The 22976-nt window shown below is 39.4% G+C and carries 18 protein-coding genes; 2 read left to right on the forward strand and 16 right to left on the reverse strand.

What is annotated here, in order from left to right; genetic code table 11:
• Window positions 1-221: 221 nt before the first annotated feature.
• Together D5085_06255 and D5085_06260 are read left to right on the forward strand one after the other, a co-directional pair.
• Window positions 222-1079: a flagellin FliC gene (locus tag D5085_06255; protein ID QEP42762.1), complete on the forward strand. Its 858-nt coding sequence runs from the start codon at window positions 222-224 to the stop codon at window positions 1077-1079.
• Between the two features lie 268 nt (window positions 1080-1347).
• Entirely contained in the window at window positions 1348-2178 is an 831-nt protein-coding gene (locus tag D5085_06260; GenBank protein ID QEP45072.1) for a flagellin FliC, read from the forward strand.
• Window positions 2179-2226: 48 nt separating this feature from the next.
• Here D5085_06260 and D5085_06265 read toward each other — a convergent pair whose 3' ends face one another.
• The 16 genes from D5085_06265 to D5085_06340 all read right to left on the reverse strand — a co-directional run bounded on the left by D5085_06265 (window position 2227) and on the right by D5085_06340 (window position 22947).
• Window positions 2227-4641: a DUF115 domain-containing protein gene (locus D5085_06265; protein QEP42763.1), complete on the reverse strand. Its 2415-nt coding sequence runs from the start codon at window positions 4639-4641 to the stop codon at window positions 2227-2229.
• A 48-nt stretch (window positions 4642-4689) separates the two neighbouring features.
• A complete protein-coding gene (locus D5085_06270; GenBank protein QEP42764.1) occupies window positions 4690-6210 on the reverse strand; it encodes a cytidyltransferase in 1521 nt (506 codons plus the stop codon).
• Window positions 6204-6767 carry an SIS domain-containing protein gene (locus tag D5085_06275; GenBank protein QEP45073.1) on the reverse strand — a complete coding sequence of 188 codons (564 nt, stop codon included), beginning with the start codon at window positions 6765-6767 and terminating at the stop codon, window positions 6204-6206. Before D5085_06275 ends, D5085_06270 begins: the two co-directional genes overlap by 7 nt.
• 25 nt (window positions 6768-6792) lie before the next feature.
• Window positions 6793-7896: a radical SAM protein gene (locus tag D5085_06280; GenBank protein QEP42765.1), complete on the reverse strand. Its 1104-nt coding sequence runs from the start codon at window positions 7894-7896 to the stop codon at window positions 6793-6795.
• Window positions 7886-9220: a hypothetical protein gene (locus D5085_06285; GenBank protein ID QEP42766.1), complete on the reverse strand. Its 1335-nt coding sequence runs from the start codon at window positions 9218-9220 to the stop codon at window positions 7886-7888. The genes D5085_06280 and D5085_06285 overlap by 11 nt, the downstream gene beginning before the upstream one ends.
• A gap of 20 nt (window positions 9221-9240) precedes the next feature.
• Window positions 9241-11289, reverse strand: coding sequence for a radical SAM protein (locus D5085_06290; protein QEP42767.1), 2049 nt, complete (start codon window positions 11287-11289; stop codon window positions 9241-9243).
• Window positions 11290-11358: 69 nt separating this feature from the next.
• Window positions 11359-12465 (reverse strand): radical SAM protein, encoded by a 1107-nt coding sequence (locus tag D5085_06295; GenBank protein QEP42768.1) that lies wholly within the window; start codon window positions 12463-12465, stop codon window positions 11359-11361.
• Window positions 12465-12959 (reverse strand): cupin fold metalloprotein, WbuC family, encoded by a 495-nt coding sequence (locus D5085_06300; GenBank protein ID QEP42769.1) that lies wholly within the window; start codon window positions 12957-12959, stop codon window positions 12465-12467. Before D5085_06300 ends, D5085_06295 begins: the two co-directional genes overlap by 1 nt.
• Before the next feature lie 6 nt (window positions 12960-12965).
• Complete coding sequence (locus tag D5085_06305; GenBank protein ID QEP42770.1) at window positions 12966-13826, reverse strand: NAD(P)-dependent oxidoreductase; 861 nt, start codon at window positions 13824-13826, stop codon at window positions 12966-12968.
• Window positions 13817-14752, reverse strand: a complete 936-nt coding sequence (locus D5085_06310; protein ID QEP42771.1) for a glycosyltransferase family 2 protein — start codon at window positions 14750-14752, stop codon at window positions 13817-13819. Before D5085_06310 ends, D5085_06305 begins: the two co-directional genes overlap by 10 nt.
• Window positions 14753-14777: 25 nt before the next feature.
• A complete protein-coding gene (locus tag D5085_06315; protein ID QEP42772.1) occupies window positions 14778-15851 on the reverse strand; it encodes a radical SAM protein in 1074 nt (357 codons plus the stop codon).
• Between the two features lie 18 nt (window positions 15852-15869).
• Window positions 15870-16703 (reverse strand): NAD(P)-dependent oxidoreductase, encoded by an 834-nt coding sequence (locus D5085_06320; protein QEP42773.1) that lies wholly within the window; start codon window positions 16701-16703, stop codon window positions 15870-15872.
• Window positions 16704-16935: 232 nt separating this feature from the next.
• Window positions 16936-18612: a radical SAM protein gene (locus tag D5085_06325; protein ID QEP42774.1), complete on the reverse strand. Its 1677-nt coding sequence runs from the start codon at window positions 18610-18612 to the stop codon at window positions 16936-16938.
• Between the two features lie 92 nt (window positions 18613-18704).
• Window positions 18705-20201: a radical SAM protein gene (locus D5085_06330; protein QEP42775.1), complete on the reverse strand. Its 1497-nt coding sequence runs from the start codon at window positions 20199-20201 to the stop codon at window positions 18705-18707.
• Entirely contained in the window at window positions 20188-21051 is an 864-nt protein-coding gene (locus D5085_06335; protein QEP42776.1) for an NAD-dependent epimerase/dehydratase family protein, read from the reverse strand. The genes D5085_06330 and D5085_06335 overlap by 14 nt, the downstream gene beginning before the upstream one ends.
• Before the next feature lie 27 nt (window positions 21052-21078).
• Complete coding sequence (locus tag D5085_06340; GenBank protein QEP42777.1) at window positions 21079-22947, reverse strand: radical SAM protein; 1869 nt, start codon at window positions 22945-22947, stop codon at window positions 21079-21081.
• Window positions 22948-22976: the final 29 nt, after the last annotated feature.

The raw sequence follows: 22976 nt of genomic DNA on the forward strand, positions 1-22976 counted from the left end.
ATATTAAGGATGCCTCCCTCAAAAATAGCCCCCCTTAGCGCCAATCGCCAGCAAAAAAAGAGAAATCGCTCAAGAAATTGCCATTCGGCACGCTATTTTAGGCAACAAGCAACAACTTGTTTTCGCGGTGACGGTAATTCACGAAATGGTTATTTAGCCTGTCTACGTAATATCCGTCTATTATTCATCTCAATTACATATATATTGTAAGGAGATTTAAAATGGCACTTTCAATTTACACTAATGTTGCCTCAATGAGTGCGCAGCGTAATGTTGCCAACTCACAATCAATGATGGCTAGCAGCATGCAAAAGCTATCGTCTGGTCTGAGAATTAACTCAGCTCAAGATGATGCGTCTGGGTTAGCAATTACTCGTCGTATGGATGCACAATCACGAGGGATGGGTGTTGCAATCCGTAATGCCTCCGATGGTGTCTCCATGGCCCAAACGGCTGAAAATGCTTTAGGTCAAATTGGCGACATGATGCAGAGGATGCGTGAGCTAGCTGTTCAGGCCTCCAATGGAACACTTGGTTCAGCAGATCGAAACAACCTTAACGATGAATTTCAGCAATTGAATAGTGAAATTAAGCGCGTTATCGATTCGACTGAGTATAATGGCAAAAATGTCCTTAATGGCACTGAGAGCAATATCAGAATCCAGGTGGGCGCAAATAATGTCTCTACCAATAAGATTGACTTAAATATGTCTGCTAGCACCATTCAAGCTGGCGGCCTCTCAACGACGGCTGGGGGTACTACTGGTATAACCGCATCGATTACCGGTACAGGAACATCAGCTGCTCTAGCTGCAATTAGTACGATCGACACAGCAATCGATGCTATCACCACCAAGCGTGCTGAATTTGGCGCAATTCAAAGTCGGTTTGAATCAGCGATTAATGTCTTAAGAGGCTCTCAAGAGCAGGTCGAGGCCTCTAAAGGACGAATCCAAGATACCGATTTCGCGTCTGAAACGGCCAACTTGACCAAAATGCAGATATTGCAACAAGCGGGGGTAGCTATGCTTGCGCAAGCAAATCAGGCACCACAGACTGTTCTCTCACTGCTCCGTTAAACAGCTCACTAACCAAAAAGGCCCCAATTGGGGCCTTTTTTATTTGCCTGTCATAAATAAAATATTCTTTAAATAAATAATATTTATAAAAAATATAGTAAACTTTTTATCAAGTATTAGTATTACTAGCCGCTAACTGACTTAGGGGTACCTCGTTTCGCTCACGAGCTACTCCTGTATGGTAACGGTAATGAATTCTTGATAGACAGGCTCATTCAAGAGATATCCGTTGGAAATTCACCTATTCTTGAGAAATCAGGAGAGGATTATGTCTCTTTCAATTTACACAAATATTGCCTCACTATCGGCACAAAATAGCTTATCCTATTCAAACAACTTGATGCAGACCAGTATGCAGAGACTCTCATCAGGGCTCCGCATTAACAGTGCTCAAGATGATGCTTCTGGATTAGCCATCTCTCGCAGACTAGATGCTCAAGTTCGTGGCATGAATGTTGCTATGAGAAATGCATCAGATGGTATATCAATGGCTCAAACAGCTGAAAATGCGCTTGGTCAAGCCGGAGATATGCTGCAAAGGATGCGCGAGTTAGCTGTACAAGCAGCTAATGGAACACTCAGCACCTCGGATAGAACGAATCTGCAGAGTGAGTATGATCAGTTAAATACTGAAATCGGTCGAGTTATCTCCTCTACCGAGTATAATGGCAAAACTCTATTAAACGGTTCCGCAGGTTCCGTGAAAATTCAAATCGGTGCTGACAACAGCTCAGGCAACCAAATTACGGTTAACTTTGACGCAATCTCTGGCGTCACAGCCTCAGGCGTTGCAAATGCAGGTAGTGTAGGCACAGTATCTACTGCACTCAATGCAATATCGGCAATAGATACAGCGATTGATAATATCACTGCGCAACAAGCTACCTATGGTGCAATGCAGAGTCGATTTGACTCGACTATTAACATTCTGCGAGGTTCATCAGAACAGACCGCTGCGGCGTTAGGAAGAATTCAGGATACTGACTACGCAACCGAGACAGCGAATTTTACCAAAATGCAAATACTTCAACAGGCAGGGATAGCAATGTTGGCGCAGGCGAATCAGACGCCAAATAATATACTCTCTCTATTGAGATAGCTTCATTTTCACAAAGCCCCGAAAGGGGCTTTGTGAATATAACAGCAACTAACGCAGGTTAGCTATCCACTTATTATCTTGATCCAGTAGCATTAATTGATTAATGATCCACTCAACACCCTCTGCTAATCCCAGCTCCTTATATATTAATCCTAACTCATAGTAAGCTGACACATCTTCCGAATATTGCCGTAGATATTCATTATATACATCGATTGCCCCAACTACATCGCCAGATATTTTAAGCGCTTTTGCGTAAAACTGAGCATACTGCTTGTCTTGGTTATATATTTTAGACATAAACGCAAGTGCCTCTTGAGTTTTGCCAGCAGCAATATAGTTGTTAAAAATTCTAAGTGGAATATCCTCTTTAGGAATTAAGCTTTCGACTTTAAATAGCTCACCATTTGCCTCAAGATATTTTTTTTCTGACTCAAACAATAAGGCCCTGAGCATGTGAGCAACATCATGCAGGATATCCCATTTCTCCATAATACTAACCATAAGTCTTATCCCTTCTCGCTGCCCCTCCTGCATATATCGTCTGGCTCTTTCCATTAAAGCATTAATATTACGCTGTTGAGTATCAGTTGAAGTTATGTCGTTAACTCTATAGAGACTACTATTTTTTTGCATGATATCATCATCATAAAGAGCCTTTTGCGCAATCAATGCTTGATATAACATTTGATCTTTTTCATCCAATTTCGTAATAACGATACCGTGCTCAAGTTTCCATGCAAACGCTCTCCACGCCCCAATAGATAGCGAAGACCATTGCGAAATCAGCTCTGAAACAGGCTGTTGTTTTTTCTCACTCAAAAGCATCCTGCATCGATCAATTGATTGCCGATAACAGCTCTCTAGTGTCTCATAACCTAAACGGTAGGTATTAAATAGCTTCTCTCTCTTCTCTTTATCGTCAAGGGCGGTGTTAATTTCAACTTCACTAATGTTCGGAAACTTAAATAGCTGTGCAGTTGAGAAGTCGTACTTTGACAAGTCAGAGAGTTTCTCTTTTATCTCTTCACAACTTAAATCAGTTGGCTCATGCTCTGTAAACAATTGCTTAACGCTCTCCATTAGCATTAATTTATCTTCCATGTAGCCGATCAAAATGGTTAACATTTCTAGCTCAAACTTACTCCAATTATCCCGTTTTATATTAGCCAACTTCTCTAAAGAAGATTTTGGCGTATGAATTTTTATTTTTTCAATGGAAGAAAATTTTACCGATCTCAATTTAACAGCATGCTTAGATATGTTATAAAATTTAATATTTTTTTTGTTATGCAAGGCAACTCTCTCAACATGTTTCGCTGAGAGCAAATAGGCCCTTTCGGTTTGAACCATCTCCCCGGAGTTAGCCATAACGACTCTATCAGCATCTCTCAGCAAAGAGTTCATACCATCCTCAATATTACCACTCTTCGCATGTGTAAAGCCGTCAGGTGAAAAGGCAAAATCAGCCCCCGCTAAGATAATAGTCCGACACCCCAAGTAAATTGCCGCATTAATTGTGGTATTAGTCACTGTTGTACCAGTAGAATCCAAATTTCCAGGCGCTCGCAACTGTTCATGATCACTAAATCCTGGACCAATAAAATAGTGTTTCCCCCCCCAACCAGAGAGCAGACGATAATCAGCATACTGAGTATGCAAAAAGATAGAGTCCCGAGCAAAGTAAAGCATATTAAAAGAGACATTATAACTTACATCGTAGGGATCAACCGATACAAAAAAGTCAGGAAAAATAGCGTTATCCTGGAGAATTTTGGCAATTCTAGATACCGCAAAAACAATCACCCGTTCACGATTAGCTTTTACCCAATCAAGAATAGATGACAAAGATGGCCCTCCTGCCAAAATAATAGCAGTCGCGCCCACAAAATTATCTTTTAACCTTGATATTGGATGTAAATTATGACAAGCGTTAACCAATATCATCTCTGTATGACGAGTCGAATTGACAGTAATATTAATAACAAAAGTCAATTCATTTATCGTTTGCAAGCAGCTCTCATACATACTGACATATAAACTTTGGCCATCGATCAATGCCAACGATTTTATATGCTTAACCCTATTGCAAGAGAGGTAATATTTATACTTAGACTCAGAGTTAACAAAATTTAGGTAACTATTTTCTGATGTAACAATCACCTGATCGTCATCACGATTATAGCTAGACAACTTCTCGACCAATCGCTCAAGTACAATAGGTGGCTCAATAAAAAGATAGACACTATCTTGCGGAATCCCATGCGCAAATAGATAATCAACTAGCAAACCGCTATCGGTACCATAAACAAAATAAAAAGTTCTCTCTTGAAAAAAATCTTTATATAGCTCATCATAAATTGTTTTTGAATCCTTCTTATCAAATGATAAGTTATTTACCGATCTAAGATATAACTCACCAAATTTATTTTGAACATAACCCTCATTTAATATGGATGCCACCAATGTATGCCTACCTCACTATCTAAATAAAAAATCGAAACACGAAATTTAGCTCAATAGAGTCTTCAGATATTTTATCAAGTCTGACATCTCTATTGGATGACTATTACAGACCCGTTTAATCTTTAGCGCACCCGCCGCATTTCCTAACAACCCAACAACATTTAAGTCAACTCCACAGGACAATAGAATAGAGGTAATCGACAACACAGCATCACCGGCGCCGATACGATCAACAACCTGAGTTGATAGCGCAGGGACTACAACACTCTGCTGTTTAACCCTATCTACATAGGTAGCGCCTCGTTCTCCCTGAGTGATAGCGATATATCGAACCCCTAATTTCTCACCAATATTTTCCGCCACCTCCTCGATAGGATCATGACGATTATGCGCTGCAAGCCTTATCTCTGGCTCATTTAAGGAGATAAAATTAGCCTTCGGGTAGCGAGTAATCACATGAAAGCCGCGATTACCGCTATTAATTTGAGTGTTAACGGCAAGGAATCTACTCTTATCAACTAATCGCTCCACCATCTTTCGAGAGATAAAGCCGTTGCCAAAATCAGAGACAACCACACAATCATACTGATTAAGATATTTATCTAACCACCCATTAATTTGTTGCTCTGTCTCCTCATTCAAATACTCCAAACCATTATAGTAAACCTCAAACAATTTCGACATATCACCATTAACAAATCTAGCTTTGGTCAATGTGGGTTTACTATCCAAATAGTAAAAATGGGGCGTAACATTCGATTTAAGATTAGCTCGAATAAAGTTCTCATCATCAAACCAATCACCAATGACGGTCAGCAACTCCACCTGTTGACAAAAACCGGCAATATGATTTGCAACTGCTAATGAGCCCCCAGCAAATCTTTCAGTATGTTTGTGTTGAACGACCAATGTATGCGATTTACCACTTTGACCTAAATCATTTGTATAGTGGTACTCATCAATAATTGCCTCACCAACAACTAAAACTTTTAAATTTTTAAGCCTATCAAGTTCAGAGGCCACCAAGCTTGGTGTATAGTACTTCTTAATTTCATCCAGATAGAGACGAACCTCGGCTGAAAAGATATCGAAATGGTTATTAAGCAACTGAGTAGAGCTAAAAGTTACCTCATCAGTCAATAATATCTCGCCACCATAACTCTGCAACACTTCCCGTTCAGCACTAATATAACCGGCAACATCAATCGACTCATCTTTAAACTCACTTCCTTTAGCATAAATATCCGGTTTTAGCTGATATAATAGCTCGACCGCTGTTTTAGCACGAATAATCGCCACAAAATCGACACACTGCAATGCTGCAAGATTTCCTGCTCGCAACTTCTCATTAAAAACAGGCCGTCCTGGCCCTTTCGTCACGAACTCATCTGCTGTTAAGGTAGCTATCAAAATATCCGCTGCCCTTTTCGCTGCCTGTAGGTGACGAATATGGCCAGTATGCAGTAGATCAAAGGTACCGTGACAGAGCACCACCTTCTGCTGCCTATCTACTGCCTCTTTTCTAAGAGCAATTAGCTCTTCTACACTTTTTATCTTCTCTAACATTGGCTTAAACAGTCTGCAATGTGGTGCAACATAAACAAGTGACCAATCTCAACTTCCCCATAATAGCAACTAGGAAGCCAGTAATTAATATCACCCAACTTTTTTAAAGAGTTATCTATCTCAAAACCACTTAGAGTTAAACAAAACCCCTTTTGCTCTATGGCAACAGCCACTGCATTCAATATATTAGCTGACTCTCCTGAGCTACTGATAGCAATCAACATATCACCAGAACTAAATTGGGTCTGTAACTGACGCGAATAACCCTGTTCATATCCGTAGTCGTTACTGTAACAGGTCAAAAGTGCCGGCTCATGAATCGTTGACGCAATTAAGCCACCGGTATTACAAAAATCGTTGACAATGTGGCCTGCAACCGCAGCACTGCCACCATTACCGATGACAAACAGCCGCCGCCTCTCTGATCGTAGGTTAATTAGCTGCTGTAATAGAGTCGTAATAGCCGTCTCCAGCTCTATCTGCCCTCCATCAGCGTTAGTAAATTTAGCCTGTTGTAGCCGTTGAAAAAAATTTTCATTCCGCTCGGTAAATAACATCCGAGCAGAGTGCTTATCGATCTGATTAGATAAAGTTGACATGTGGTGGAGTATCATCCTTCAAAGCATAGAGGTAACGATTCACCTCATCCATGCGACAATTTTTGCGACAGTGATGAATATCAAGATATTTAGAGATGTAACGCCAACTCTGCTGACGACGCTCCCCTTCCCAAATTTCACTGAAGCACTGTTCATTAATATTACCGTAACAGAACTGCTCATTCTGAAGATAGGCGCTACAACCATAGAGATCGCCATTAGCCATAATATAGCCCCAAAAGAAAGGAGTAGAATAACACTTTAGGTAACGCTGCCCCTCATCCTGTAGAGATTTTTTCATAGTTCGCTGTCGAAATACCACAGAAAAGTTGTCTCGATTTTCAGCGTGAAGCGCCTCCTCTAACTCAAACATCTGTGAATAATCGACCGATTCATACTCATGAGTCAGACTAAAACCGTGCTGTGAATAGGGCTTAACCACAAGGTAATCGAGACCTAACTCATCACGACAGAGTCGAGCTAGTGTCACCATCTCATCACGGTTTTCGGGCAGTAACAGCGATTGAGCTCCAAGCGTACAAGCGGATCCCTGCTGATTACGCTCATTAACTAGACGCTTAAGATTCTGCTTAACAGTCTCAAAATCTCTCTCTTTTGTCTGATGAATAGCAGCATAACTAGCCGCTGTTCCAGCGTTCATAGAGACTTTTATCCATGAAGTTAGTTTCAAACCTCGCTCTAAAAAATCATCTCGAATCACCGTACCATTAGTCGTAAAAGCATTATCTATTCCGCTTCGGGCAGCCGCTTCAACTATTGATGTTATCTGTTTATGCAACATCGGTTCGCCTTCACCGGCATACATAACACTCTTCACCCCTTTCTCACCCATCTCTTGCAATCGGTCAGCCAATAGCTTTTCATCCAGACGCACCGTTTGGTAGCCAATATAGTCAACTGCACAAAATTTGCAGCGGTGATTACAGGCACCAATCGGGGAAATTTCCATATAGAGTGGATAGATCAACTTAAGCTGTTCCCAATCCTCTCTACCATCTAGCCATTGAGCCACTCGTTGGGGGTGATAGCTTAATTTATGGCTATCAATCTTAAATTTATCCATCATTATCAATTAGCTCGCACATGGCTTCAAATGCATCAAAAATTTTATTACAGTCACGACTTCCACCCCAAACTGAAAATTGAAAAGGAGTTCTATCTGGATACTGACCACCTATCTCATGACCTAATCCTTCGAAGTATATAGAAGAACCCGCATAATCATCTTCAGAAACATAGATAAAATTCAAATACTTAACATTAGGATTAAATGAAGAAAGAATAGCAGGTCCTGTATTAACCGCCATATTAAAATAAACGCATTCATAAAATGCCATTCTAATCATAATATTCCATGCAGCCACATGAAAAACATAGTAATCACCAAGATCATCCATATTAAAATCAGCATAAGTGTCTTTTACAAAGACAGGAATAAGTCCTCTAGACTTTACTCTATTAGCAAAACATTTCCACGCAGAAATATCACTATTTCTATCTTTTTCCAGAGTATACTCTCGCATAGTAATTGAAACAACTTTATTTAAATCAATAGCTCTAGCATTACACCATTGCTTCACAAATGAAATTGCAGTTTTTCCACTCTTAAGAGGTAGCCCATAACTAGAACCGTTATATCTTGTATCTGTTACACGATAAGAGCTATCAAGTTCCATAGGGTTATCAACTGAGTAATTTTCAGGAAATACTCTTCCAGAATAGTGTTCAGCCAATATACGAGCTTCATCTCGCAAACTACATATTGATATTCCTTGATTGGAAGGAACAAGCGTCACTGAAGGAACAATAACATTGTATAAAAACCATTGATTATCTGATTCAATTAAAGCATTCTTGTTATTTCTTAAAATGCTCTCTCTAGAAAAGTCAAAAACCGAGTCGGGACTCTTTGGAACAATAACTGTATGCAACCATTTTAACTCTCGTTTTCGGCGTTCAGCTTCAGCATGAACTAGTGCATTAACAAATTCGAAAGTAAGTGTATTAACATTGAGATCATAAAAAAAACACAAAATGTCTTTGTGATTATCATCATTAGCTTTTGGTTCAAAAACGAAATTACACTCAATCCAGCTTAGATTACTAAATCCATTTTTTTTCAATGTATCCATAATTTTTTTACGAATCATATTTTTTTCAATAACAATGATAACATTGTTACTCTTATTCTCGGGCTTCACCTGATCAACCCTATAAATATTCCCCCCTGACTCAAAGTTTGATTTAAATGAATCAATAAATCCCAAAAAGCTCAACTCAGGATATAACTCAATTAGCTTTAACGCAAATTTTTCTGCAGAATTTCCTGCTGGAGAAATATAAAATGGCTCTCCCTTATGAATATCAATCGCTGTTCTTAACAAACCCATCCATTAATCTCCAATAATATTTACTTAACCAAAAAAACTTTTCGCCAAAGTCTTGAGGGTGGAGGGCTGTTTTCATAGAAAATTATGTTACGTATATTTAATATTTCTTTATTATATTTTGAATTTAACTTACTTATAAAATCAGATTGTTCATTAGTATGTCGAAACTCTATTAATACAGCTTTTTCTACCCGATAAATCTCATCGAATGGGTTTTCCTTAAAATCAACAGCAGACAATTGATCAAATCGAAAAGAGAACTTCTCTCGTGGACAATAATTTGAATTTAATAGATGAGACTTGCGACAATAACTAAAACGAATCGCCTCAACTATATACTGTTCCATATCTTCAGTCAGACACCCTTTTCCGCTAAAATAGCTAATTGCAGCTTTCTGTGCCAACTTATGAATTGAATCGGTACACTTGACTATGCCTACCGCTTTTGCTGTTGCCAAACTATTTCGTACATCACGATCTGGTTGCAAAGAAAAAATACTTACATCATTAACCACCTCCTCAAGGTCAGATATCTCCCAGCAATATTCCTCTTCAATACCTGCCGCGATTCCATGATAGATCTCTTGAAGATCTTCAGCAGACTCATTCCAATGTTGATGGCATGAGACAATAAAATCAAATACAGAGAACCCCATATGCTTAAACAATGAAGTAATTTCACGAAAATAACCTTGTTCATAAAATAGGCCAACAGACAAATGAAATTGCTTGCAGTAAATATACTCTTCATAGCTTAAAGTATTCGATGCGACAACAACTTCGTTATACTCTGCACAGGGGAAGCTTTCATCACCAAAACGATACACGCCATAAGAAGTTGGAGGAATACGATATTTAGTTCTCAATCCATATTTTTCCCGATCCGCATTAGATTCCATCTCTGAACCAGGAAAAAGCACTAAATTGTAGAGCAAAATTTGTTCGATTGATGCATCCACAGCCATTTTTATTGAGCCCAAGTGTCGTTCAACTGAATCCTCTGGCAGACCTAATATAATCTCAGTAAAAGAGCTATCTCCTGAATCTTCAACCTGCTTACCCGCCTCCATTAACGCATCTGTCGATATATTGGAGCGCTTAATTGCTGAGAGTACAACAGGATCGGATGACTGAATCGAAGCCCCTAACGAAACAGCTCCTCCCAGTATTGCCGAAGTTTTAAGTACTCTCTCTTTCATGTTTTTACCTGTAGCGACACTGACTTTCTCCGGCCAGCCAAATTCATGTTGCACTTGGGCTATCTCTTCAGCCAATGCGATATCATCTTTATACATACCAAAGTTGGCATCAGCCAAATAGAGTGTTGGTTTCCCTTGGAGTCGTTGTGCCACATATTTCATCTCATTCATAAATCGCATAATCGACATCTTACCTAATTTTGTGTAGTACCGATTCCCTTCTAAACAAAATGTACAAGTAAACGGACAGCCTCGCTTAAACTGCATAACCGGTTGCAGTGTGGGATCAGCTATAAATTTATCTAATAGTCCTGTTAAATATGGAGAGGGCAACTCATCAAGATTCTTTATTTTTAATGGAGGTTCACCAGCAATTAACCTGCCATCATGCAAGTAGTGAACACCATTAATAGACTCTTCACTAGCTCGCAATAATGAAACATCATAATCAAAACGTTCAAGAGCTAAGAGCAGCTTAACAAAGCTAATTTCACCCTCGCGGTAGATATAAAAATCAATCCCCGGATTTTCTGCTAAAAAATTTTTTTGGCGCTCAGTATCATCTGGATAGTTAACCCCTCCAACAATAATAACTGTTTTAGGTGAGTGCTTCTTTATCCTTTTAATTATCTGATAGGTTAATTGAGCATTCCAAAGGAAATAGCTTAACGCAACAACATCAGCAGGCTGAGTAAAAAAGGCATCTGAAAGTTCTTCAACAGCACGATACAACTCGACTGAGATAGCATCATTTAATTCCTGTTTAGCATAAGCCGCACAATAGGCAACACCAAGAGGGTAAACTCTTTGATTAGTATTTACATGGCTTAAGTTAGCTAAAAGAATGCGTCGACTCTTTTCATTAATCATAAATTTCTCATGTGCTCTATAATTTATGTATGTATTGTTAACCCAACAATCATATCTATACTTCAGGGGTTAAATAAAAAAATCTGACGGAAGCAATACTTCATTTCTCCCATCAATCTCGGCACAACCATCATAGTGTGCCTTGAGTACCTCATTAGTTCTTCCATGAGGGCAGGAAGGGCACTCACGCATCGATAATTGTTTAAAATAATCCTGCCTGTGTTGAGACCACCACAGCATATCAAACGATTGATCCATAACATTACCAATAACATATTTTGCATCATAACGTGTGTAACAGCATGGGTACATATCGCCTCGTGCATCAATGTAGGTAGAATGATTAGCATAGTAACAAAGCACATCAGGTGGAAACGATACTACATCTTTCAATCTGATATCACAAATATCAACTGTAAATCTTTCTGAGTTAAATTGATATTTGGCTTCTTCCATAGCTTTCTGAACTGCTAATGAAAAACGGGCAGGCGTTTCTTGACGAATATATGGAGTATCAGGTCGATAAGCTATAGCATCAACGCCTAATTCAGATGAAAGTTCCGCAGCTTTAACTATTTCATCTGCATTATTATGTATAATAAAGCTTGAGGTCAAAACACATCCTTGATTCATTTCCTTACGTTTGCGATGAAGTCGAGCTATATTTTCGCATGCCAACTCAAAAGTTTTTTGTCCATTTGCACGAGGACGATTAACTATCTGATACCCGTTACTGCTACCTGCATTTAAACTCCAACGCACCCACTGAGCTTGGGCAAGAAGCTCAATCATTTTATCTGAGAGTGGTAACCCCATATTTGAGGTAATCCCCCAATAGAACCTTTTGCTGACAACCCTTTCTAAAATTATTTCCATACCATTGTGACATAAAGGGTCACCCGCACCAGTAAATGAAAGTGCTCTTACGCCAATCTCTGCTAATTCATCAATAAGAGCTAGAAATCGACTATTAACCAAACGCTCACGCCCATTTAAATTGACATTATCGAGCGATATCCTTCTTTCTGGAGCATGCCACCAACAAAAGGTACAACGCAAGTTGCATATTTCTGTCGGCTCAATACGAACATGAACAGGAATTGCTTTCTCTTGCGAAGAAATTGCTGACAATAACTGCTTATGCTCACGAATTTTTATTTTCTCGTAAATCTTCATTATTTTATTGCCGCCATAAATTGTTTAATAGCAACAAAATCATCATATTCAGGACTCCAAGGTGCGAATTCCACATCTATATCCTTTTCAAAAGGTCCCATATATACCTCGTGAAACACAACAAAGGGAGTGATCGCAACCGGCATGTGCCATATCCCACCTTGTTGATGAAAAAAAAATGGGAATTGTTTATCACCACATCGCAAATCTATTTGAGAAGTAACCAAGCCGTGATCATCAAATAGATAGATCCGTAATGTCCCTTCAATCAGATGATACGATTCGGTTTTACCGACAGGATGACGATGTGGCCGTAGATAACACTCACTACAAAAGACATTAATCATCTCTTGCACCGGAGATATTAAATTTTGATGTAAACACAACCGTGAACGAAAATGAGTGGCACAAGTCGCCTCTTTTTTCAATTTAGTCAATGTATTGGAATCAAGATAACTGATTCCATCAACATTGCTTGATTCAATCACGCCCATTACATCTTACTCCACTGTTGCTGCATAATCCTCTATCCCTTGTTCCAGTGGTGTCATCACCAAATCTGGCAATCGATTTAGTAAGCGTCTATTATCAAATTCCAAATGAACTGGAGGACGGTATGGACTTTCTCTTTTCAGCGGACACTTTCCGTATCGAAGCATTATTTTATGGAGGATTTCTCCAATAGGCTGGCTGTAACCTGAGGCAATGTTAAAGATTCCACATCGACTTTCGGTAGCAGTTAAATAGAGTTGCTCAATAATCCTTGGAATATCACCAACAAAGAGAAAATCACGCAAATCGGTTCCATCACCATATAAAGTAAAGGTCTGCTTTTGTTCAATTGCACCTATAACCGCTCCAATCATCCCACGCCCTTTATCACCACGACCATACACGCCAGGTAAACGCAGAATATCCAACGGTACTGAAATCCGACGTTGCAGACGCTGCAAAATAAGTTCGCAGGTATATTTAGCCACCCCATATTGGGTATCAGGATGAATTGGAGAATCCTCGGTCAGCACACCTTCTGGGGTACCATACACCTCAATCGTACTCAAAAAGAGTATGCCTACAGGCGGAAACTCCTCCAGTATTTCTGCTAAATGCGAGATCATCTGAATATTACGACATAGCGTTTCAGTGTTATCCGCCTTTAATCTGGGAATACCCACTGCGATAACCAAAATGGCATCAGTCAGATGATGTATCAGTACTGCACGGGCAGCCGATAAATCCTCTAGATTACACTGAGATGAGGAGAAGGAGATGCAATCAATACCCTTCGACTCAAAATCATCAACAATACGTGATCCGATAAACCCTGACCCACCCAGTATCACCGCTTTCATCAGGAGCATGCCTGCGAAAATTGCTGATGTCGCTGAGCGTTATATTCATCAGCACGCTGTGCAAACTCAATTAATCTATCAGAGAGGTAGTAGTGATAAGCTGGGGTTTCTCGCATTAATTCAATCATCTGACTACCAAAACGGGCGAATACCGCCGGGATACGAAAATAGGGCTTGACGTCTGCAAATTCGGGTAATTCCAATAAAGCTAACATAGTTCGCAACACATCTTCTTGGCCATCAGACTGACTTCCTGCCATAGAATATGAGTTTGGATTGATACGAACAAACTGGTACGATTTTGGTGAGTAACAGACACCATAACGAAATGCCATTACAAAATAGAGAAACCAATCGTAGTGCCAGCGCAACTTACGAATATTGGGATGAGCATTCCAAGCTGCATCAAAGTGTTCACGGGCCAAAAATGAGGTGCTGGTAGCAATACTGAATCGAGGCTGTTTATCAATCGCATCGGCAAAATCATCGGAACTAAACCAACGAGGCTGTTCACTTAAATAGTGCTTTACTTCAGAACTCTCGCCATTAGGTAATCTTCGAGTCGCATCAGAAAAACAAATGCCAGCTCGTGGATAACGCGACAATAGATCCATAGCAGCCTCAAACATATGAGGCCTCACCGGATCATCAGGACAAACATGGATAAAATAATCAGTATCCATCACCTGAAGCCCAATATCAATATTAAATGGACCGCGGTTTCTACTTAAGTTGATAAAATCAAATGCATAGTCACTCTGTTTAGTATAGCGCCTCATAATTTCATCACTACCATCCGTAGAGCCATCATTAACCAAAACAATACGATTAGGTAACAACTCCTGAGCTAATATGGCGTCCAATGCCTCCTCAATGAAACTTCCCTGATTATAGTTCGACATAAACACCGAAAAAGAGAGGAAATCATTTTTCATAATTTTTTACTTTTTTCAATCAATATTACACAAAAGTAATATGTTCACGATCCAATCCAAGGTATTCAAGAATTAGCTCATTACGCGACCGTGAACCACAATGGTGTTTGCAATCCTTAGCTGGATCAATCGCATATATTTTTTGGCGATTTTCTTCTGAAAACCAAAAATCCTTAAAAGAGCGTTCCAGAATAGATCCCAATTTCCCCCCTTCAGTAAACGCCTTATCATGACAAGTGTAAACTATGCCGTCTGCTCCAATCACCGTCTGAAATTGTAAAAAGGGGCAAGAGTGAAAATCCATATCGAATCGAGTGTTTAACTCTCCATAATTATCATTAATTTGATATTTTGCATCGACTAACTCCCGTTGTGCTCGCTCGATCTGCTCTTCGACCGAAGAGCGTATTTCATCGTGATAAGCATTCGATTGAGCTCCATCATTCTCAACATAAACTCCACTTAAGCTTACATTATGAACACCTATCTGTTTAAACAGACGACATGCTTCATAAACTTGGTGATGGTTCTCGTGACAAATAATAAAACTAACGCCCAAAACGCAAGAACTGCCTCGAGCTGCAAATTGCTCCATGTTGCGAAGTACCCGGCCAAACTCGTTATTTGATATACCACGAACCTTGCCGTAGTGCTCCCCATCTACCGCATCAATGGAGACTCGAAGCCAGGTGCCATACTCGGCAAAACTGTCGGCCATTGCACCTTTAAGGTTAGAAGCATTGGTGAGTGATCCTACCTTAATTCCTCCCTCATAAAGGCGCTTAATCACCTTAGGAAGTGGCTTATAGAGTAGCGGCTCGCCACCGCCAGAGAATGTAACCGCTGCAACATTCATCTCGATAAGATCTTCGACAATCTCATACATCTTAGTTTCGGGCAATGCCTCGGATGTATCCATTCCTCCACCAATTTGCACCGAACTCATTCGATAGGCGCAATACCAACAGTCATGGTTGCAGTGATTATAGGGTTTGATGCGCACATGCACCGGTGCAGCTAACTCACCATGCAGCAAGGCATCAAGTCGATCAGGGTAGGCTATAAATTTAAGATGGCTGTATAATGGGTGTGTGGACATAGAAATAGATAACCTCGCTTATTGTGAAACCCATTCAGCAACCGCTTCTTGCCACGGCCGCAACTTTTCGAGTTTGTGAGAAACTAATGGTGTATAGAGATTTTTATTACCACATGGAGGAAAATCACGCCAAGTCGCCCGTTCCACAATAACATTTAACTGTTTTTGGCGCACGATTTCACTCATTAAATCATATAACGATGCAGAACCCTCATTAGCCAGATGGTAAGTACCATACGGCAATGCCTCATTAAGCGCTCTCTTGACCACTTTGGCAGCGTCTAGGGTATAGAGTGGGCTAGAGATAATATCATCCGCCAGCCTCAATACCCGCTCTCCTTGAGCAACCTTGTCAAGTAGGCGTTCAACTAGCTGCTTATTATGTAATGAAGGCCCAAACAGAACCGGCAATCGAAAAATATAGTGTGCCGGCGTTATATCACGAACCAGTACATCAGCAAAATATTTAGCATGGCCATAAATATTAATCGGATCGGGTTCATCCCGTTCATCTAGTGGCCGTCGTAGCTTGCCACTAAAGACTGTTTCACTACTGAAATTGATAAAAACACCACCACTTGCCGCTGTCAGACGCGCTAACAATCTAGGCAGATAAGCATTCAGTCGAAAAGTTTCCTCTGAATGTTGTTCACAGGCATCCACGCCAATACGCGCTACACAATTGATAACAACATCAAAATTTTCAGTGTCGAGTAGCGATTGCACTGCATCAAAATCCCTAGCATCCAGAGTTTGCGAGTTAACACCAGTCACCTGAAAACTATCCGCTAATACATAATGTAGTGCGTTACCTAACTTACCCGTATATCCAAGTATTAATATCTTCCTCACAAATCTTCCTCTCTTTGTAAGAGCCTATCAATTCCAGAAACAAAACCTCTCTTATTTATAAATCTGTCGGCCTTGTTCATCGTTTCGTCAGGCTTGGCTGCAATAGGAACTCCAGCCAGCCTAAGCGCGGAATGGAAATCCCTTTTCCCAAGGAGGGATGGAGTATTCCCGTCACCGGTATCAGTCGCTGTACATGGTTGCGGCTGACGAAACGATGAACAAGGCCAATCTGTCAAGCGGCATAACTACTACTTTCTAAATTTTCATCAACCATTTTATAGAGTCGCGTCGCAACATCATGTCGTTCAAGAAGCTTAGCCACTGCAATAAACTGAATGGTACCGATCAGTGATTTGGAGAGCATGGCATCCTCACTCCAGCCATAACGGCGTTTGAGAGACACCTGTTCTTCAGCCGCAGCCTCATCAATCATATCAACAATACCAGCTATCTCTTTATTTTCTGGAATAAAAAAATCGAGAATATCGGTTTGTTGGCCAGTAACAGGATTAATCCACGGCTTGGTTACTAGTGGGTAATCACCGTTTTGCGTGAGAGGACTCCCCGGATAGACACGCATGGTGGAAATAACCGCCACATCAGCCCCCTTATGGATATATTCGGTCGCCACAGTAATGGAGTCCATTAAATCCTCTACCGTACTTTCAGGTATGCCAATAATAATAAACATCTGAGGAGTAATTCCTAGCCTTAATAACTCATCAATGACGATACGGTAATCATCCAATGTTACACCAATCTTATTGACCGATGGCATATGAAGCAGTCGTTCACTAAACGACTCGATACCCAATCCGATATTATGAAACCCTGCTAATTTCATTAGCTGTAGTAATTCAGAACGTAAAATTTTTGTGCCGTCTGACTGACGATACAAAAAATCAAGTACACGAGCCTGACAAAAAAATTGTAGATCGCTGGGTAGTTCGCCCGAACTCTTACCCTCAATAACCTTTTGACAGAACTCTTTTAGGCGCAATATACCCTGAGCGTTGCCTACAGGAAAATCATCGTCACTGAACATAAATGCTCGTGCACCTACATTATTAGCGTAGTGCTCCACAAGTTCATAAACTTCTTGTGCAGACAGCATGATGATGGTGATTTTCTTATCTTGCGACAACGGAAGAAAATTCTGTGAACTACAAAAACCACAGCGACGAGGACAATGGCTGACTGTATAGAGACGCGTTGTTTCCACGGTAAATGAGGCATTATTAAACGCATTATTTTTGCGTGCTCTCATAATATCCCAGTAACGATAATATGGAATATTATTTTTCAACCCATTAACATAAAATAACTCGCTAAACTCTTCTCTAGTCAATGTTGGTGATGGTTGGTAAACCGTTTGCATCCCCATATCTACACGCTCAGTCTTCAGCATCGGTGCTAGATAAGCAACTCCTGATGTGTTTTGTAAAAGTGTCAATAAATTTGTTGACAGTGAATTCCCCTCATGATATTTGCGATCAAATAAAAACAAATGATCACAAAAATTAGCAAAGGTTTTATCTGCAAAACCTAGAAAACAAATGTCCAGTAATTTAGTTCTCAACCATTGTTCGTAATTCATAGTGGCTTCTTGGCCACCGGCAATCATCAATGTATCATGTGCTGAAAGAGCAAGTTGACGGAGTTCTAGAATCGCATCCAAATCCATACTCATATTCACATGGGTGACACTCATTCCAATAATATCATAAGCTCCAGATTTCACCCTTGTTTTTAATAAATTTTCGTCATCTATGTCATAATCAAAGATTTCACAACAGTGATTATGTGCCTCTACTGCAGTCTTAAGATTATAAAGACCTAATGGTGGAGAAATATTAAACCCTGCCCAACTTTTGGATGTAAGCAACAAAATGGAAAGACCATTTTTCATTTTATCCCCTTAATCATACGCGCACCATAAGCAATCTACAGCCAAGTAAAACATAGAATTTATAATTTAAAATGCATAATCATAAACGAACTTTAAGTATTAAAAACAAGATTATCTCTCGTTTTTTTCCTAAGCTCTGAAATATCTTCGATAGACATGCCCCACAACTCGGATATGCGTTCAATCCGTTCCGGAGAAAAATTAATTCTATCCCACTCATAAACTCTCAATATACTGACATCCTTTCCCGTCCACTCATTTGATTTGACCTTTGAATATCTCCAATCAATCTTATAGCTCTCTTCATTCTCAACATCCATAGCATTCGTAGCTAAGGCAATGTCATATATTGTTGTTCCCTTAATGGGAACCATAACAAAAATTTTGATATAGTCAGCATTACAGTGCTCAGCAAACCAAATAGTTTTTCTTATCTCCTCCCAAGTTTCACCGGGGTTTCCGATAACAAAATTTGCTAAAACATACATACCCCTGTCTTTAATATTCTGAATTTTTGCCGGAATTTCAGGAAGATTTTTTATCGGCTTTTTAATAATATCTCTTAAAACTCGTTCATCTCCCGATTCAATAGCAACATTAGCGCCGACACAACCAGACTCTTTCATTAAATCTAGCATCTCATCATCAATTGCAAATATTGGCAGCGCAATGGCAACCCATTTAAGATTTAGTTGCCGCCGAATCAATTCATTCAATATCGCTTTTGCCTTTGGTTTGGCTGCAAAAAGATTATCATCCTGAATCACAAATGATTTCAGTCCAAAGTTCCTAACAAAAAATTCGAGATGATCAACAACTTTATCAGGTGAGGGCACCCGTATCTTGCGTCCTGAGATAAATGGAACCTGACAAAAAGTACAGGGATACGGGCACCCCCTGCTAATCGTTAATGCAATTCCTGGTAATTCAGGCGCACGATTAAACCCATATCGCCCATCTTTCTTCAAATAATCATCGAGATTTACATAGTCATAATTAGGGAATGGTAGTTGATCTAGATCATCAATCAACGCACGATCTTGGATAGTTAATCGATTTAAATCATCACGATACAGCAATCCTTTAGCTGGAATCTCACCTCTGTTTTCCAGATATAATAATAACTCTCTTAACAGATACTCACCTTCGCCATTACAACCATAATCAATATTAGTGTTAGCCATAACCGTCACTGGATCGGTAGTAATATGAACACCTCCAGCTATAACCGTAACATCTGGAAGAGCATTTTTTAACTCATTAGCAGCGATATCCAATGTTTCCGCATACTCTGATGTAATTACTGAAACACCGAAGTATTTAGGCGAAAAGCCCTTAACAATCTCAACAAAATCGCCTATTGAAAGGTTATATTTTTGAGCATCGACAATCTTAACATCAACAATGTCCTCAACCATTGTCGCTAACAGACATAGCGTCGTTGGTGGAAGGTCCCATGTTGTTACCACATCATCTTTTACCCATCTTTGATTGGGATAACATAGTACTAATATTGGTTTGTCACTCATTAAACACCATCCGAAAAACATCAAAAATAAAACGAATTGGCACTGGTCATCTATAATCAATCCCAATCATTACAGGTAATAATTCACTACATTTCTCAGAATTAATGTCTAATATTTTTTTTACCTCATAATCATCTAAGGTTGCATGTTGACGAGCTAAAAAACCTAGGTTAGTCTCTGAAACCTGCACTGACTCTATATCCACACTCAACCCACGACTCTGCGCCCAAGTTCGAGCTAACTCAAAATAACTCATCTCATCTTCCGCAGTCATCTGAAAGACACCCCTAAGACGCTGCTCCATCAGCATAGCAATCACCCATAATGTTCGCTGTATTGATACAGGAGAAAAAACATAATCAACAAAGGCTCGTATAGCTTCACCCCGGTCAAGAGCTCGTTGCCATCCATGTATTACATTCATCGGTCCATCAATAACCTTTCCAAGGCGTAATACCGCACCGGCTCCGGTTAAAAGCAGAGATTCAATGACTGCCTTTTGTCTCCCGTACTCAATAGATGGAGAGACAGTCGTCATCGACTTAACTTTGGGTAGCTCGCCATTAAATACCAAATTAGTCGATGGATAAACCACTGTGGCTCCCCTCTCCCATAGTATTTCAATAAGCCTCATGGTTGCTGCCACATTGATCTGCGCTGTTATTTCTGGTTGATGTTGACATTGAACCACATCGCTAATCCCTGCACATATCACAGCTAAATCAACAGAATTTGGCAACACCCAGCTTGATGGTTCTGAAGATAAATCGAGATATAGTAGTTTCTCGTTATCTCTACGTCTCGTAGTACCTGTAACAGACCATCCTTGATGCGTTAAATAGTTTATCAATGCATGACCTAATGTACCATCTGCGCCAACAACTAAACATTTTTGTTGTACAATCATCATATGACTATAAAATTAGCACTATTAAATTTAGTGTATATTTTCATTCTCAAATGCTGTTGTATAGATATCATTATCTCTAAAACCCAACTCTTTAAATTGATGAATAATATCATATTTATAAATTGACTGCATAACTAATATTGCTGCGTCTGCAAATTTATCTATCAATTCATCATCACGCTTATAAATTGTATATTCACCCAAATATTTAGCGCCATGAAATGTATCATTATTATCAACTATAGCTACAATATTCATATCTTGATAGTTCAATTCAAGCAGATCAAAATACTCCAAAAATATATCTTCGTAAACTCTAGGGCTAATAATTATTTTTTTGTACCGATTATTGACATCCAACAATAGTTCTTTTTGCTGCTGTATTTTCCTTCTTAAATTAGGCAGCGATGACGGATTAAAATCAAATCTCAGTGAACACTGACGACATCCAAGACGTATAATGCGTGGTGTTGAGACCTGTATATTCCCATATTCAACAACACTACTACAGTTAGGACACTCAAGCTCACAAATATAGGCTTCATGTTCAGTACGCTTATCTAACTTTACTGATTTCACTTTACAATACTGTCTTGCCTCTGCTGAAATTTTCTCAATTTCAGCGACAACATTACGATACTCATCATCACTCATTCGAGAAAGATTAAGAGCGGGTGAACCAGAACGAATAAATTTCAGCTTATCGGTTACAATACCCTTTTCCAGAGCCATTTTATACAAAGGCGTTCCTGGATAAGGTGATATTTTTCCAAGATTAATTTTATATTCTGGATGCTGCTTCCACCAAGCTATGGTCTCTTGGCTTGTTTCGTAAGTTTCTGCTGGATCGCCAAAAATAAAATTACCTTGTATTGTTACCCTATTATCGACGGCACATCTAAGTGCACTTTCAATATTTTTTCTTGTTACACCATGCTTCTGCATACTCTTAAGAACATCATCATTTATGCTTTCCAAGCCAAAGCTTACCTCATAACAACCTGAATCACGCATAAATTTTAATGTCTTATCATCCACTGAACCAGGCCATAACTGACAAGTCCATAAAATATTGTATTTCATTATACGCTCGGAAAATTCGATTAATCTCCGTTTACTAGCCGACATCATTTCATCAAGTACTGCAATGATATTAACATTATATTTATTCACAAGGATATCAATTTCATCGAAAACATTATCAAGGTTTCTCATTCTGTATTTTTGACCAATCGGATGGAAGCAGAAAGTACACTTTAGTGGACAGGAACGACTAGTAATAATAGGAATAGCGCGCGGAAAATCAAATGGATAAAATGAAGTTCTAGCAGAAGGATATTGTCGCCGAAAATATTCTTCAATATCGATAAGTGTGAAATCAGGATATGGAAGCTGGTCAATACACTCATTTGCTTCCCGTTCCGTATTATATACATAGCTACCATTCTGCTTATGTACAAGTCCTTTAATTGCAGCAACAGAACTACCTTTTTCCAGAGCATGAACCAGCTCCAACGATGTAATTTCACCCTCCCCTAGAACAGCATAATCAGGTTTTATATGATTGCAGATAAACTCTTTATCACTAGTTACAATCCCCCCTCCAAGCACGGTTAATATAGAAGACTCCAAATTCTTAAATATATCAAATATATTTTTTATACTTTGATAGGCGGCAGAAAGTCCACCGCACATCATAATATTAACCTCATGTAAAGAAAGATAATTTTCAATCACATCTCTCTCTGATCTATCTGCATATGAGTTTAGATTGAGGATCGATACATCGTATCCGTTACTCTTAAGATAAGTAGCGACATACAGAATACCCAATGGCAAGTCATAAAATTCTTTTTGGCTGTATACCAATTTAGGAAGAATAAATACTATTTTCACCTATTTTTCACCTCTATCTTTATTTATCA

The sequence above is a fragment of the Ectothiorhodospiraceae bacterium BW-2 genome (assembly GCA_008375315.1).
Lineage (GTDB): Bacteria > Pseudomonadota > Gammaproteobacteria > Thiohalomonadales > Thiohalomonadaceae > BW-2.

What these genes read in the sequence shown, in the direction of transcription:
- D5085_06255 (QEP42762.1), top strand. Translation starts at nt 222, where the DNA reads ATGGCACTTTCAATTTACACTAATGTTGCCTCAATGAGTGCGCAGCGT.
- D5085_06260 (QEP45072.1), top strand. Translation starts at nt 1,348, where the DNA reads ATGTCTCTTTCAATTTACACAAATATTGCCTCACTATCGGCACAAAAT.
- D5085_06270 (QEP42764.1), bottom strand. Translation starts at nt 6,210, where the DNA reads ATGTTAGAGAAGATAAAAAGTGTAGAAGAGCTAATTGCTCTTAGAAAA.
- D5085_06275 (QEP45073.1), bottom strand. Translation starts at nt 6,767, where the DNA reads ATGTTATTTACCGAGCGGAATGAAAATTTTTTTCAACGGCTACAACAG.
- D5085_06280 (QEP42765.1), bottom strand. Translation starts at nt 7,896, where the DNA reads ATGATGGATAAATTTAAGATTGATAGCCATAAATTAAGCTATCACCCC.
- D5085_06285 (QEP42766.1), bottom strand. Translation starts at nt 9,220, where the DNA reads ATGGGTTTGTTAAGAACAGCGATTGATATTCATAAGGGAGAGCCATTT.
- D5085_06290 (QEP42767.1), bottom strand. Translation starts at nt 11,289, where the DNA reads ATGATTAATGAAAAGAGTCGACGCATTCTTTTAGCTAACTTAAGCCAT.
- D5085_06295 (QEP42768.1), bottom strand. Translation starts at nt 12,465, where the DNA reads ATGAAGATTTACGAGAAAATAAAAATTCGTGAGCATAAGCAGTTATTG.
- D5085_06300 (QEP42769.1), bottom strand. Translation starts at nt 12,959, where the DNA reads ATGGGCGTGATTGAATCAAGCAATGTTGATGGAATCAGTTATCTTGAT.
- D5085_06305 (QEP42770.1), bottom strand. Translation starts at nt 13,826, where the DNA reads ATGCTCCTGATGAAAGCGGTGATACTGGGTGGGTCAGGGTTTATCGGA.
- D5085_06310 (QEP42771.1), bottom strand. Translation starts at nt 14,752, where the DNA reads ATGAAAAATGATTTCCTCTCTTTTTCGGTGTTTATGTCGAACTATAAT.
- D5085_06315 (QEP42772.1), bottom strand. Translation starts at nt 15,851, where the DNA reads ATGTCCACACACCCATTATACAGCCATCTTAAATTTATAGCCTACCCT.
- D5085_06325 (QEP42774.1), bottom strand. Translation starts at nt 18,612, where the DNA reads ATGAAAAATGGTCTTTCCATTTTGTTGCTTACATCCAAAAGTTGGGCA.
- D5085_06335 (QEP42776.1), bottom strand. Translation starts at nt 21,051, where the DNA reads ATGATGATTGTACAACAAAAATGTTTAGTTGTTGGCGCAGATGGTACA.